The organism is Lacimonas salitolerans (assembly GCF_042677865.1).
Taxonomy (GTDB): domain Bacteria; phylum Pseudomonadota; class Alphaproteobacteria; order Rhodobacterales; family Rhodobacteraceae; genus Lutimaribacter; species Lutimaribacter salitolerans.
Genome location: NZ_JBHUDD010000007.1, coordinates 1 through 13,435, shown reverse-complemented (window position 1 = coordinate 13,435; position 13,435 = coordinate 1). Strand labels below are relative to the sequence as shown.

General features: G+C 64.5%; 12 protein-coding genes. 1 reads left to right on the top strand and 11 read right to left on the bottom strand.

Features of this window, described 5'->3' with window-relative positions; all coding sequences use genetic code 11:
• Positions 1 to 2,216: calcium-binding protein (locus ACFTOW_RS01400; protein ID WP_379912327.1), on the top strand; the 2,216-nt coding region annotated here is incomplete at its 5' end.
• A 5-nt stretch (positions 2,217 to 2,221) separates the two neighbouring features.
• Here the strand turns inward: ACFTOW_RS01400 and rfbA are convergent.
• The 11 genes from rfbA to ACFTOW_RS01345 form a co-directional block, all read right to left on the bottom strand.
• Positions 2,222 to 3,112: a glucose-1-phosphate thymidylyltransferase RfbA gene (gene rfbA, locus ACFTOW_RS01395; protein ID WP_379912325.1), complete on the bottom strand. Its 891-nt coding sequence runs from the start codon at positions 3,110 to 3,112 to the stop codon at positions 2,222 to 2,224.
• A 26-nt stretch (positions 3,113 to 3,138) separates the two neighbouring features.
• On the bottom strand, positions 3,139 to 3,990 hold the full coding sequence (rfbD, locus tag ACFTOW_RS01390) for a dTDP-4-dehydrorhamnose reductase (RefSeq protein WP_379912323.1): 852 nt from the start codon (positions 3,988 to 3,990) through the stop codon (positions 3,139 to 3,141).
• Positions 3,991 to 4,000: 10 nt separating this feature from the next.
• Positions 4,001 to 4,885 carry a sulfotransferase gene (locus tag ACFTOW_RS01385; protein WP_379912321.1) on the bottom strand — a complete coding sequence of 295 codons (885 nt, stop codon included), beginning with the start codon at positions 4,883 to 4,885 and terminating at the stop codon, positions 4,001 to 4,003.
• Positions 4,882 to 5,658 carry a hypothetical protein gene (locus tag ACFTOW_RS01380; RefSeq protein WP_379912319.1) on the bottom strand — a complete coding sequence of 259 codons (777 nt, stop codon included), beginning with the start codon at positions 5,656 to 5,658 and terminating at the stop codon, positions 4,882 to 4,884. Before ACFTOW_RS01380 ends, ACFTOW_RS01385 begins: the two co-directional genes overlap by 4 nt.
• Positions 5,659 to 5,664: 6 nt before the next feature.
• Complete coding sequence (rfbB, locus tag ACFTOW_RS01375) at positions 5,665 to 6,711, bottom strand: dTDP-glucose 4,6-dehydratase (RefSeq protein ID WP_379912317.1); 1,047 nt, start codon at positions 6,709 to 6,711, stop codon at positions 5,665 to 5,667.
• Entirely contained in the window at positions 6,708 to 7,277 is a 570-nt protein-coding gene (rfbC, locus tag ACFTOW_RS01370; RefSeq protein WP_379912315.1) for a dTDP-4-dehydrorhamnose 3,5-epimerase, read from the bottom strand. The genes rfbB and rfbC overlap by 4 nt, the downstream gene beginning before the upstream one ends.
• A gap of 134 nt (positions 7,278 to 7,411) precedes the next feature.
• The gene (locus ACFTOW_RS01365) at positions 7,412 to 8,254 is read right to left on the bottom strand and encodes a calcium-binding protein (RefSeq protein WP_379912313.1); all 843 of its coding nucleotides are present in this window, start codon (positions 8,252 to 8,254) and stop codon (positions 7,412 to 7,414) included.
• Positions 8,251 to 9,624, bottom strand: a complete 1,374-nt coding sequence (locus tag ACFTOW_RS01360; protein ID WP_379912311.1) for a VWD domain-containing protein — start codon at positions 9,622 to 9,624, stop codon at positions 8,251 to 8,253. Before ACFTOW_RS01360 ends, ACFTOW_RS01365 begins: the two co-directional genes overlap by 4 nt.
• Positions 9,625 to 9,789: 165 nt before the next feature.
• A complete protein-coding gene (locus ACFTOW_RS01355) occupies positions 9,790 to 12,216 on the bottom strand; it encodes a hypothetical protein (protein WP_379912309.1) in 2,427 nt (808 codons plus the stop codon).
• 237 nt (positions 12,217 to 12,453) lie between these two features.
• Positions 12,454 to 13,095, bottom strand: coding sequence for a calcium-binding protein (locus ACFTOW_RS01350; RefSeq protein ID WP_379912307.1), 642 nt, complete (start codon positions 13,093 to 13,095; stop codon positions 12,454 to 12,456).
• Between the two features lie 22 nt (positions 13,096 to 13,117).
• Positions 13,118 to 13,423 (bottom strand): CAP domain-containing protein, encoded by a 306-nt coding sequence (locus ACFTOW_RS01345; protein ID WP_465261596.1) that lies wholly within the window; start codon positions 13,421 to 13,423, stop codon positions 13,118 to 13,120.
• Positions 13,424 to 13,435 lie beyond the last annotated feature (12 nt).

Genomic DNA, 13,435 nt, shown 5'->3' with positions numbered 1-13,435 from the left:
GCACGGATGTTAACAATGCAGGTGGGTCAGTTTTAGATGATCATAACCCACCCAAGTGGGTCACTTTTGCATGCCGATTCACATCCGCACAGAATGCCGATTACCGCGGGGCCACGATTTTATCCATCGAGGTCCTGACTTTCGAATCCACCGGCAGTCAGGTTTCGACCTTCAACGCCAGCCAGTTCGGGGCCGGGGGACTCGCCACCGACTTGTGGGTTTCCGCCGGTAATGGCACCAAGATATTCGAAATCTTTCTGGCCGGGGCGGACAGTTTCTCGGCCGCCGATTTCATCATGGATGTCCCAACCTGGCAGACCGACAGCAACCCCAGTCAATTTCTGTCCCTGATCGGCAGCACCGGCAACGACACGATCACCGGGTCCGAGGCCAGCGACGTCATCCGTGGCGGCTTCGGCGACGATGTGCTGTTCAACTTCGGCGAACGCGCCACCGGCCGTGCGTCCGCGATGTATGGCGGCGACGGCGACGACCTGCTGCGCATGGCCGGGGCGGTCGGCGCGGCCACCATCGACGGCGGCACAGGCTTCGACACGCTGGAGCTTGTCGCGCCCGTCAGTGCCGGCGGCGGCGCGACCCACGATCTGCGCGATGCCACCCTGCAGTCGATCGAGGCGCTCCGCTTCGATCCGTCAAGCACGGTGCAGTTCATCCAGCTCAACGACACCCAGTTCGGCCCCGGCGGTCTGGCCGAGGATCTGGTGCTGCAAGGCGCGACCGCCGGCATCAATGCCCTATCCGCCGACAATTCGGTGCGGATCTTCATGACCGCGCCGGGGCTGTTCTCCGCCGCCGGTTTTCAGCCCGACGCAGCCTTTCTGGCGGGCAGTTCGCTGGACGGGCACGCGATCCGCATCGACGGGACAGGTGGCGCCGATACGATCATCGGCTCGGGTGCGGCCCGCAATGACCTGCGCGGCGGCGAGGGCAATGACCAGATCTTTGGCGGCGCCAACGATGACACCCTGTGGGGCGGGGATGGCACCGACGAGATCCATGGTGGTGACGGCGCGGACATCGTCTATGGCGGCGAGGGCAACGACACGATTCATGGCGACGACGGCGATGATACGCTTATCGGTGACGGCGGCGACAACCTGCTGTTCGGCGGTCGGGGCAACGACTCGCTGCGCGGCAATGCGGATGGCAACGACACGATCCATGGCGACGACGGCGACGACCGGATCTCGGGTGAGGGCGGCCAGAACCTGCTGTATGGCGGGGGCGGTGCTGATCGGATCTGGGGATATGACGGCTCGGACACGATCTATGGCGGCGTGGGCAATGACACGATCTTTGGCGGCGAGGGCAACGGGGCGGTGGCCGATGGCGACAACCTGCTTTACGGCGGCAATGGCGATGACGTGATCTATGGCAGCGATGGCAAAGACACGCTGGACGGCGGCAATGGCCGCGACGTGCTGGAGGGCGGCACGGGCGACGACATCATCTACGGCGGGCGCGGGGGTGACACGATCGACGGCGGTGACGGCGATGACAGCATCGACGCGGGCGGAGCCTCCGACCTGGTTTACGGCGGGCTGGGCCATGACACGCTGGATTCCGGCAATGGCGGCGACACGGTCCATGGCGATGCGGGCAACGACCTGCTGATCCTGCGGGGCGGGGCGGATCTGGCCTATGGCGGGGCCGACGACGACACGATCAACGGCATGGCCGGGCTGGACACGCTCTATGGCGGTGCGGGCGACGACGTCATCAACGGCGGCGGCCAGGACGACCACCTCTATGGCGGCGATGGCAACGACACGCTGAACGGCGGCAACGGGTTCGATTACCTGGATGGCGGCGATGGCAACGACCGCCTGCTGGGCGGCTTCAGCGCCGACACGCTGCTGGGCGGGGCCGGTGACGACACTCTGTTCGGCCAGGACGGTGTCGATGTACTGGAAGGCGGCGCGGGCAATGACCGGCTGACAGGCGGCAACCAAGCCGATACCTTCGTCTTTGCCGACGGGTTCGGTCAGGACACGATCACCGACTTCGATGCGCTGGACAATCGCGAAAAGATCGACCTGTCGGGGGTTTCGGCCATCACGAACTGGGCCGATCTTTTCAACAACCACATGACGCAGGTGGGCAATCGCGTGATCATCGAGGATGGAACAGGCGATTTCATCCAGCTCAACAACGTCAATCTTGCTGATCTGGGCGCGCTCGATTTCATCTTCTGATCCGCTCACCCCTTGAGCAAGCCCTGCAGATACCGCCCGTAGTCGTTCTTGGCAAATTGCGCGGCGCGGGTCCGCAGGGCCTCGGCATCGATCCAGCCATTGCCAAAGGCGATCTCGTCGGGGCTGCCGGTCTGCATGCCCTGGCGCTTTTCCAGCGTGCGCACGAAATTGCCCGCATCCAGCAGGCTTTCATGGGTGCCGGTGTCCAGCCAGGCATAGCCGCGGCCCATCCGCTCGACGCTCAGCGTGCCCTCATGCAGGTAGGATTCCAGCAGCGTGGTGATCTCAAGCTCGCCCCGGGCCGACGGCTTGACCGCGCGGGCACGGTCCGGCGCGCTGCCATCCAGAAAGTAAAGGCCGGTCACCGCATAGTTCGACGGCGGCACCTCGGGCTTTTCGATGATCTGCGTTGCCGCCCCCGCCGCATCAAACCCTACGACACCGTATCGTTCGGGATCGGCCACGTGATAGCCGAACACCGTACCGCCCGCCTCTCTTGCATCGGCCGTGGCCAGCATTTGCGGCAGGCCATGACCGAAAAAGATGTTGTCGCCCAGCACCATGGCCGACGGGCTGCCGGCCAGGAAATCCTCGGCCAGGATATAGGCCTGCGCCAGACCGTCGGGGCTGGGCTGTTCGATCCAGGTCAGGTTCAGGCCCCATTGGCTGCCATCCCCCAGAGTACGCTGGAACTGCGCCTGATCATGCGGCGTGGTGATGATGGCGATCTCGCGGATGCCCGCCAGCATCAGCACCGACAGCGGGTAATAGATCATCGGCTTGTCATAGATCGGCAGCAACTGCTTCGACACACCCATGGTGATCGGATACAGCCGCGTGCCCGAGCCGCCGGCCAGAATGATGCCCTTGCGTGTGGTCCCAGTGTGTATCGTCATTTAACAATGCCTTTCAGGTTCAATAATCAGGATCGGGTCCGAAGTGCCGCCAGCGCGCGGTCGATACCACCGCGCCAGTCGGGACGGTCGATGCCGAACTGCGCCTTGAGGGCGGAGCAGTCCATGCGCGAATTCAGTGGACGTTGCGCGGGCGTGGGATACGCTGCCGTAGCGATGCCGCTCACCGCCACCTCGCGCCCCGCGCGGGTGAATATCTCTTCGGCAAAGCCTTTCCAGCTTGTGTCGGGCGCGCCCGCAAAGTGATGCATCCCGCCCTTGTTGCGGTCATCCACCATGGCGCGGGCCATTACCAGACAGGCCTCGGCGATCCTGTCGGCAGGGGTCGGCCCACCGATCTGATCCTCGACGATGCTCAAAGCATCGCGGGTCTCCGACAGGCGCAGCATGGTTTTCAAAAAGTTGTTGCCATGGGCCGAGAACACCCATGATGTGCGCAGGACCGCCCATTGCCCGCCGGCCTCGGCGATCGCGCGCTCGCCTGCCAGCTTGGACCGGCCATAGGCCCCCAGCGGGCCGGTGGGATCGTCGGGCGTCCAGGCTGTCTGACCATCCCCGGCAAACACGTAATCGGTCGAGATATGCACCAGAGGGATGGCCCGCGCGGCGCATTCCCGCGCCATGGCGCCAGGTGCGTCGCCATTGATCACCGTGGCCTGCGCCTCGTCCTCCTCGGCGCGGTCCACCGCCGTCCAGGCCGCGGCGTTGATCACCACGTCGGGCGCGTGGTCGGCGATGGCCGCAGCACAGGCGGCCGGATCGGTCAGGTCGGCCTGATCGCGCGAAAGCGCCGTCACCTCGGCCTGGGCCTGCAGCTCGGTGGCCACCTGCCCCGTGCGTCCGAATACCAGTATCTTCATCACGTCCCCCTTATTCTCCCAACGGGATGTGCCAGCTTTGCGGCACCTGCAGCCCCAGATCGCCCAGCCGCGCCACCTGCTCCACGCGGATCAATTCGGCCCGCTCGGCAAAGGCCGCAGGCACACCCATCTCGCGCGACGGGTTGATCCGTGCCTCCAGCGCATCCTGGCGATACTGGTGCTCGGGCAGGTCCAGAAAACCCTCGATCCTGCGCAGCGTTTCCAGCGGGCGAGCACGCACATCCTCGAAGAAAAAGAATGCCGCATCCGTCCCCAGCCGCGCACACAGACCCGCCACGGTGCCTGCGTAATCGGCATGGGCCAGTACGGCGGCATCGTCGAAATATTTGGCGATCGTGGCCTCGTCCAGATACTCGAGCTCGGCCATGCGCCCCGAGAATTCATACGAGAATTTCAGGTTCGACCACAACCGCTCGGATGGATGACGCATGGTATAGATCGCGCGCACCTGGTGCGCGATACGGGCCACATGATCCCAGCCCGCATCGTCCAGCACCGCGTAGAGGTTCGAGAAATCCGCGGCCCAAGCAGTATCGGACTTGCGCGGCGGGCGCATATCGAACAGGCCGCGATACCAGGCGTCATCGACCCGCGGTGCCAGATAGCGATCCGCATACCAGGCCAGGTTGCGCTGCACATGAGGGTTGAGCCGCTCGGGCGTCAGGTTGCGCACCACGCGCTGATAGCGGTCCAGCCGCCCGGCCAGCGACATGTAGCTGCGCCCCTTGGGGTCGGCAAAATAGTGGATCTCTTTCTCGGGGCTGAAATGGATGCCCGGATGGCCGGCCAGTTGGCGATGCAGCCATGTGGTGCCCGCCTTCATCGCGCCCACCGACAAAAACAGCCGGTCCAGATGTTGCGGCGTCTCGCTCATGCCATGCCCTTTCCCGGCCGTGTTGCCTGCGTCCTGTTCTGCCCCGTGTCCTGCGCGCTGTCCCGTGGCGGTATCTGCCCGGCCAGATCGGCGCGTGCCCACTGCTCGCCCCGGCGGTTGAGCCACAGATCTTCCAGCCCGTCAAACAGGCCGGGCCGGTCCAGCGCCCGGGCCAGCGCCGGCAGGACAGAGCCATCGCAGGCCAGCGCCGCGTCGTAATCGACCATCCGCACCGCACCGAACCCGGCCCAGAAATCACACAGCGCCTGCCAGTCGTAATACCACGGGCCATCCGACGACCGCCCCTGCGGCAGGGCTGTCATCGTCTCCCACACCCCGGTCTTGCGCAACTGATCCTGCCGCGCGGCCCGCCAGTCGGCGGGATTGCGGCGCACGAGGATGGGGATGACGCTGTCAAAGGGCGCAAGCGCCGCGCGCAGGGCGGCAGCCTCGCGCGTGCCGCGCAGATGGCTGAAGGCCTCGGACGAGATCACCATGTCACCCCGCGCCGGGGCCTGCGCGGCCAGTGCGGCCCGCATCGCAGCGCGCAGGGGCGCATCGGGGGCGGGCACCTGCCCCTTGAGCCGCGGCATCGTCATCAGGCCGGGGCGGGTAAAGGCATTGGCGAACCGCGCGGCATTGACCGGGTTCTTGCGCGACGCGGCCTCGACATAGACCGCCAGATCCTGCTGGCCGCGCCGCTCCCACAGCGCCATCTGGAACGACGTGGTGCCGGTCTTGTGCGGACCTGCGTGCAGGAACAGACGCGCCATCACCCCCTACCCCGTGCCCAGACGTTTGCCCACGCCGTCGCGCGATTGCAGCGCGCGCCACCAGTCCTCGTTGTCGAGGTACCATTGCACGGTGCGCGCCAGCCCTTCCTCGACCGTGACCGAAGGGCGCCAGCCCAGTTCCTCGCGGATGCGGCTGGGGTCGATGGCGTAGCGCGCATCATGCCCCGGGCGGTCGGTGACGAAGGTGATCTGATCGGCGTAGGAGCCGCCCTGCTTGGGCCGCTTGTCATCCAGAATGGCGCAGAGCGTCTGCACCAGCTTCAGGTTGCTGCGCTCGTTCTCGCCCCCGATGTTGTAGCTGCGGCCCACCGCGCCCTGCTGCACCACCAGCAGCAGCGCCTCGGCGTGATCCTCGACATAGAGCCAGTCGCGCACGTTGCTGCCATCGCCATAGATCGGCAGCGGCTTGCCCGCCAGCGCGTTCAGGATGATCACCGGCACCAGCTTTTCGGGGAAATGGAAGGGGCCGTAATTGTTCGAGCAATTGGTCAGCACCACCGGCAACCCATAGGTCTCGGCCCAGGCGCGCACCAGATGGTCGCTGGATGCCTTGGAAGCCGAATAGGGGCTGCGCGGATCGTAGGGCGTGGTTTCAGTGAACTGCACCGCCGGATCGGCGGGCAGGCTGCCAAAGACCTCGTCGGTCGAGATATGGTGAAACCGGAACGCCTCGGGGCGGCCTGCGCGAGTCCAGTACGCGCGCGCGGCTTCCAGCATGTGAAACGTGCCCATCACGTTGGTCTCGACAAAGGTGCCGGGCCCGTCGATCGACCGGTCGACATGGGATTCCGCCGCCAGATGCATCACCGCGTCGGGATCATGCGCGGCAAACACCCGGTCGAGCGCGGCGCGGTCGCGGATGTCCACATGCTCGAACGCATAGGCCGGGCTGTCGGCAACGCTGGCCACGTTGTCCAGACAGGCGGCATAGGTCAGCGCATCGAGATTGACCACTGAGTGCCCGTCGGCAATGGCGCGCCGCACCACGGCCGAGCCGATGAACCCGGCCCCGCCGGTGACCAGCAGTTTCATTGCGCGCCCTCCCAGGCAAACGGGCTGTCAAAGCCCGCGATGCCGGGGGCGGCGGCATCCTTGTCGGAAATCACCGCCTCGATCCCGGCCAGGGGCCAGTCGATGCCGATCTCCGCGTCGTCCCAGCGCAGCGCGCCCTCGGTTTCGGGCGCGTAATAATCCGAGCATTTGTAGATGATCTCGGTCTCGGGCATCAGCGTCATGAAACCATGGGCGAACCCCGCAGGCACCAGCAACTGCCGCCCGTTCTGAAAACTCAGCTCGTACCCCACCCACTGCCCATAGGTCGGGCTGCCACGGCGGATGTCCACCGCCACATCGAACAGCGCCCCGCGCCCGCAGCGCACCAGCTTGTCCTGCGCATGCGGCGGGGCCTGGAAATGCAGGCCCCGCACCGTGCCCACGGTGGACGACAGCGAATGGTTGTCCTGCACGAAGTCGAGATCGATGCCCTGATCGGCCAGTTTCGCGCGGTTGTAGCTTTCAGAGAAAAAGCCACGATGATCGCCGAAACGCGGGGGCGTGATCAGCACGACACCGGGCAGCGCGGTCTGCTCTATCTGCATGGGTCAAATCCTGTTGGTCGGAAAACATGTCGGCCTTGGGATAGCAACGCACAGGCACGCTGTCATCCTGATAAAACCGGGCCGGCCATGGCCGTTGGGTGCCGGACCGGTCGGGCCCGCCCGGCACCGGATTGTCAGACGATCAGGATATCGTCTTGGATCGTGGCAAAATCCGTGATCCCGGTAAAGGTCAGGCTGTTGCCGCCGCCGAAATCCAACACCACGAAGCCATCGGCATTGACCCCGGCAAAGCCGCTGACATCGGTGGCCCCGCCCAGCAGCGAGCCGGCGATCTCGACCGTATCGACAGGCTGGAAATCGACGATGCGATCCGCCCCTGCGCCAAACACGAAGGTGTCCGCACCAAGGCCACCGCGCAGCACGTCATTGCCCGCACCACCGTCCAGCGTGTCATTGCCAGCGTTGCCCTCAAGCCGGTCATCGCCATCGCCACCGAACAGCAGGTCGAACCCGTTGCCGCCAAACAGCAGATCGTTGCCTTCGTCGCCATGCAGCGTATCGAACCCGATGCCGCCTTCCAGCCGGTCGGCCCCTGCCCCGCCATACAGCAGATCGTTGCCCTCGTTGCCTTCGAGCGTGTCACGGCCCTGACCGCCGCGCAGCGTGTCGAAACCTTGCAGACCCATCAGGCTGTCATTGCCGGCACCGCCCATCAGGCTGTCGAACCCGATCCCGCCGTTCAGCAGATCATCGCTATCATCGCCATGCAGCACGTCGTTGCCCGCATTGCCAAACAACGTGTCATCGCCATCGCCGCCGTACACCGTGTCGAACCCGTTCAGGCCGCGCACGACATCATGGCCATCGCCGCCATACACCAGGTCATAGCCGAAACCCGCATTGACGCGGTCATCGCCCGCGCCTGCCTCAATCTCGGTGCTGCCCGGACCGCCAAAGATCACGTCATTGCCGGCACCCGCATCGATGGTGTCATTGCCGCCAATCCCGTAGATCACATCGGCACCCGCCCCCCGGTCAGGACGTCGGCCCGCACCGTGCCGATCACCGACAGCGGGGTCTGCAGGGCGGAAGTGATAAAGCTCTCATCATTGGTCAGCGCGAAATCCAGCACCGCGTTCTCATACGTCTGAGTACCCGGCACCAGCCCCGCGTCCTGAGCCGCGGCCTCGGCCGCCGCACGCACACCGGGGTCCAGCGTATCAAGCGAGACCAGCGCGCCGGGGAAGGACGCGTCATAAAACCCCGCCAGGCTTTCGCCCGCATCATAGGTGAACAGGCTCTGGTTCAGGTTGTCGACGCGCCAGTCGTCGCGATACGCCCCGTAGAGTTCGGCAAATGTCAGCGGGCGCGCCAGCACCGTGCCGTCTGCCAGCGCGATATCATTGGCCGCGTTGCCGTCGCCATCGCCCAACAGCCCCTCAAGCGTGCCCATCAGCTCGTCGTTCAGGCGCACATCCAGATCCAGACGTCCGTCGTGAACACGGATCAGCACCTGTGAATCGCCGTCGTTCACCACGCCGTCGGCCCCGGGATAGGCGATGACATAGGTGTCGCCATTGCGGAACACCCGGCCATTGCCCACCGCCACGGACTCCCCGTCGGCCAGCGCCGTGGCGGTGCCGTCGATATGCAGCGGTGTCGCATCATTGGCATCGACCATCACCGCCGTGCCGTCCAGATTGGTGGCGATCGCCTGATTGACGCTGACATCGGTGCCCACCGGCACCATGCGCGCCTGCAGCATGAAATCACCCGCATCCGCCGATTGCAGCAGCACGAATTCGCCCGCAGCCTGGAAATCATAGCCCACGCCATCCAGCGTCTGCAGATGCGGATCCCCCGAAACCCAGCCGAAATTCGGCAGATCGGGCAGCGCAGGCAGATCGAACAGGTCCGACAGGTCGGGACCTTCGCCACCACCGCCACCACCACCGATGTCCCCGGTCAGGCCGTCGATCAGCACGGTGTCACGCGGCACATCCTCGAGCAACTCGCGGATCGTGTCGAAGCTGCCGGTCAGGAACGAAAAATCCCCTCCCGCCAGATCGCGCAGGAACCCCAGCGCGGCATCGATGATCTCGTCGATTGTGGTTCCATCCGGCAGCGTATCCTGAGGCAGGTTCTGGCGCAGCAGCGACTCATAGGTCGTTATGGATTGAGTCAGAAAGCCGAAATCGGTCGCCAGCAAGGACGCTTCGGCCGCATCCAGCAGGTCCAGGTATTGCCCCACGGTGATGCTCTCGGGGTTCGATCCCAGCACCGCGAGCAGGTCGGTATCACTGGTGAAGGCCGCAGCCGAGGACAAAAGCCTGGTCCAGGCGGTGAAATCTTCGGTCGAAGTGATCTCGGGGAAGTCGGGAAGCATGGGTACTCCTTATGCAGTTCGGTCAAATATCCGGAAAATACCGGCTGACAGTTTTGAATAAACAGGCGCAATCGCAAACACCGGCACCATGGCAGGGCAAAGGGGCATCAGGCAAGGGGGAGAAATCATGCGCGGCCCGCCCTCGGTGCGGGCCGCGCAGCCGGATCAGATGAACGTGACTTCGTCCAGGATCGCCCCGGTGTTGGTGACGCCGGTAAAGGTCAGCGTGTCGCCATTGCCGAAATCGAGGATCAGGAAGCCATCGGTGGTACGTCCGGCAAAGGCGATCAGGTCCGTCGCCACCGGCGTGCCGCCGCCCAGCAGGTCGGCGTCGATATGGATGCTGTCGATGTTGTTCTGGAAGTCGGCGATCCGGTCGGCACCATAGCCCACGCCAAAGACAAACGTATCGCGCCCGATCCCGCCAAACAGCACATCCGCCCCGGCCCCGCCGTCCAGCGTGTCGTTGCCTGCATTGCCATAGAGCCGGTCGTCGCCATCGCCACCGAACAGCAGATCACCGCCATTGCCGCCAAAGAGGAAATCGTTGCCCTCGTCGCCATGCAGCGTGTCAGCCCCGATCCCGCCTTCCAGCCGATCGGCACCCGTCCCGCCATAGAGCTCGTCATTGCCGTCGTTGCCCTGCAGCGTGTCGTCGCCGTCGCCGCCATAAAGCGTGTCAAAGCCCTGCAACCCGATCAGGCTGTCGTTGCCCGCATCGCCATGCAGCTCGTCGAACCCGATGCCGCCGTTCAGCAGATCGTCGCCGTCACCACCATAGAGCACGTCGTTGCCCGCATTGCCGGACAGCGTGTCATTGCCGCCATCGCCATGGATCGTGTCGAACCCGTTCAGGCCAAGAACGACATCATTGCCATCGCCGCCATAGACCAGGTCAAAGCCGAAACCGGCGTTGATCTGGTCATTGCCATCACCGCCAAAGACCGTGTCATTGCCAAAACCAGCGTTGATCGTGTCATCCCCCGTGCCACCGTTCAGCACGTCCGCGCCGCCGGTGCCCGGGATCACCATGCCAGGCTCGCTGCCACCGGCGGTGCCGGCCAGGCCCTGAACATTGGCCACGCTGGCGTTCTCGAAGGTCAGTGTATTGCCAGCGCCGAAATCGACGCGCACGCCCTGGCCCGTGGTGCTGGCCGCGGTCAGCGCGGCGTCAACCTGGGTTTGGGTCAGGGGCAGACCCACGGTCAGGGTCTCGGACGTGAAATCGAAGTCACTGATCGTGTCGTTGCCGCCATTGTAGACAAAGCTGTCGATGCCGCCGCGACCTTCAAAGCGTTCATCGGCGCTGCTGCCGATGATCGTGTCATTGCCGCTTGACCCGCGCACCCATTCGATGCTGGTCAGCGTGTGGTTGAAGGCGTCACCGAACCACGTGCCGCTGGCCGTTCCGGCGCCCAGATCGACCGTCACGCCATTCTCGTAGCCGAACCGGTCATAGCGGATGCGGTCGAACCCGCCGCCGCCATCGACCGTGTCGTTGCCGCCCCCCGCGAGAAAGCTTTCATTCGCGGCGCTGCCGATCAGCCGGTCATTGCCGTCCCCGCTCTGAAGCTCCCAAACCTGGCCACTGATGGTTTCGACATTGCCGAAGCCGTCGTTCAGCACCTGGCCCGTGGCAAGGTTGACCGACACGTCGTCGATCCCGCCGTCAAAGCGCAGCCGCACCTGACCTGCGCCGCTGATCACATAGCTGTCGACCCCCAGGCCACCGCGCACCTGCATCCATTGAGAAGCTCCGACGTTCAGATCGAACGTATCATTGCTCCCTGTGCCGAACAGGCCGAACCCGCCATCAAGCGACCCGGCATTCATCGGCGCTGACACGCCCAGCAGGGTGTCGGTGCCCGCATCGGCCTTGTTCACGCTGCCGGTTCCGTTCTGACCGTTGATCACAACGGCGATGCCACGGTCCAGGCTGCTGTAATCCAGATCGACATAGCCATCGGTGCCGCCATTGTCGCCCATGCGGATCGTGTCATTGCCGATCGAGCCGATGACATAATCGCTGCCACCACCGGTGGTGATGTCGTCATTGGCCAAGGTGCCTTCGAGTGCATTGTCGTCGGCATCGCCAGTGATAATGTTCACCGGCGCACCCGCATTGCTGATCTGCACGCCCAGAAGGCTGGAGAACGGGATATCCTGTCCTGGGGCAAAGGGCCCGGTGGCGACGCCGAAGGAGGTGATGCTGTTTTCCAGCGCCTGAAGCCCGGCCAGGGTCGTGGGCAGGGTCAGCGGCGCACCTCCGATCTGAAAGATGAAATCGGTGCGCGTGCTGGCCTGATAGAAATCCAGCAGGACATGGGTGCCCTGGCTGGTGGTGAGGGCGCCCAGAAATTCCTCGTTGAACGGGCTGTCGTGGAAATTCGCGCCATTGATGCGCACGCTTTGCGGCTCGGTGCCACCCAGATCGACCTCGGGCAAATCGTCGCCGCGCACCTCGATCAAGCTGTAGTTGAAGAATGCCTGATCATTGGGAAACACCACCTGCAGCGTGGCCGTGGACACCGCGATGGGATCGTCGTTCTGGTTGTAGGTGATGGAAAGACCGGTCAGCGTGTACGTCGTCATGAAGCGCGCCCTTGCGAGTGAAAAATCAATGTTTTTCAGATCGCATGAAAAACTTGCGCAAGTCTATTGAAACTGCAGCCCGGTTTCTGAAATTTTCGTAAATCCTGACCTATCCGCGCCGAACTATCCTGACCGGACATCCCCGGCGCCAGCACCTGACGGTGAAGACCCATCCACGCCGTAACTGTCGCGCTGGTTGAGCAGGATCGGCAGGTTGCCCTGCCGATCCACCGCCCCTCAGATGAACGTGACCTCGTCCAGGATCGCCCCGGTGTTGGTGACACCGGTGAAGGTCAGCGTGTCGCCATTGCCGAAATCGAGGATCACGAAGCCATCGGCGGTGCGCCCGGCGTACGGGATCAGGTCGGTGGGCACAGGCGTGCCCCCACCCAGCAGATCGGCGTCCAGATGAAGGCTGTCGACAGGCTGGAAATCGGCGATCCGGTCCTGACCGTACCCCGCCCGAAACACGAAGGTATCCGCCCCGATCCCGCCAAACAGCTCGTCATTGCCGGCCCCGCCATCCAGCATGTCATTGCCCGCGTTGCCGAACAGCCGGTCGTCGCCCTCGCCACCGAACAGCAGGTCGAACCCGTTGCCGCCATAGATCAGGTCGTTGCCCTCGCCGCCATGGATCGTGTCGAACCCGATCCCGCCTTCCAGACGGTCGGCCCCGGCGCCACCATAGAGCACGTCATTGCCGGCATTGCCGCGCAGCACGTCGTTGCCTGCCCCGCCATAAAGCGTGTCGTACCCCTGCAACCCGATCAGGGTGTCATTGCCTGCATCGCCATGCAGCACGTCGAACCCGAAGCCGCCGTTCAGCAGATCGTGGCCCTCTCCGCCACGCAGCAGATCGTTGCCGCCTTTGCCCAGCATCGTGTCATTGCCGCCACCGCCTTCAAGGGTGTCGTCGGCACCCGNTGTAGGTGCCCGAGCTGAAGCTGTAATTGCCCGTCTCGATGCCGATGCCGATGTAATCCAGCGCCGGGTTGAGGATGTTGGCCCGGTGGCCGGGGCTGTTCATCAGCGACGTGTGCAGGTTCTGCACGTCGTCCATGATGCCTGCCGCCCCGCGTTCGCTCTGCACGGCGATGTTTTCCGCCGACCGCCACGAGCCGCTGAAGTCGAACCCTGCATCGCGCATGCGCTGGGTGGCGGAGGAGCCGCCGATGCCGGTGTGGGAAAAGACGTTCTGCTGCAGCATCCATTGCGAATG

Excerpts from the sequence above, each read along its gene's own strand:
- ACFTOW_RS01355 (WP_379912309.1), bottom strand. The coding sequence starts at position 12,216 with ATGACGACGTACACGCTGACCGGTCTTTCCATCACCTACAACCAGAAC.
- ACFTOW_RS01385 (WP_379912321.1), bottom strand. The coding sequence starts at position 4,885 with ATGAGCGAGACGCCGCAACATCTGGACCGGCTGTTTTTGTCGGTGGGC.
- ACFTOW_RS01350 (WP_379912307.1), bottom strand. The coding sequence starts at position 13,095 with ATGCTGGGCAAAGGCGGCAACGATCTGCTGCGTGGCGGAGAGGGCCAC.
- ACFTOW_RS01380 (WP_379912319.1), bottom strand. The coding sequence starts at position 5,658 with ATGGCGCGTCTGTTCCTGCACGCAGGTCCGCACAAGACCGGCACCACG.
- rfbA (WP_379912325.1), bottom strand. The coding sequence starts at position 3,112 with ATGACGATACACACTGGGACCACACGCAAGGGCATCATTCTGGCCGGC.
- rfbB (WP_379912317.1), bottom strand. The coding sequence starts at position 6,711 with ATGAAACTGCTGGTCACCGGCGGGGCCGGGTTCATCGGCTCGGCCGTG.
- rfbC (WP_379912315.1), bottom strand. The coding sequence starts at position 7,277 with ATGCAGATAGAGCAGACCGCGCTGCCCGGTGTCGTGCTGATCACGCCC.
- rfbD (WP_379912323.1), bottom strand. The coding sequence starts at position 3,990 with ATGAAGATACTGGTATTCGGACGCACGGGGCAGGTGGCCACCGAGCTG.
- ACFTOW_RS01360 (WP_379912311.1), bottom strand. The coding sequence starts at position 9,624 with ATGCTTCCCGACTTCCCCGAGATCACTTCGACCGAAGATTTCACCGCC.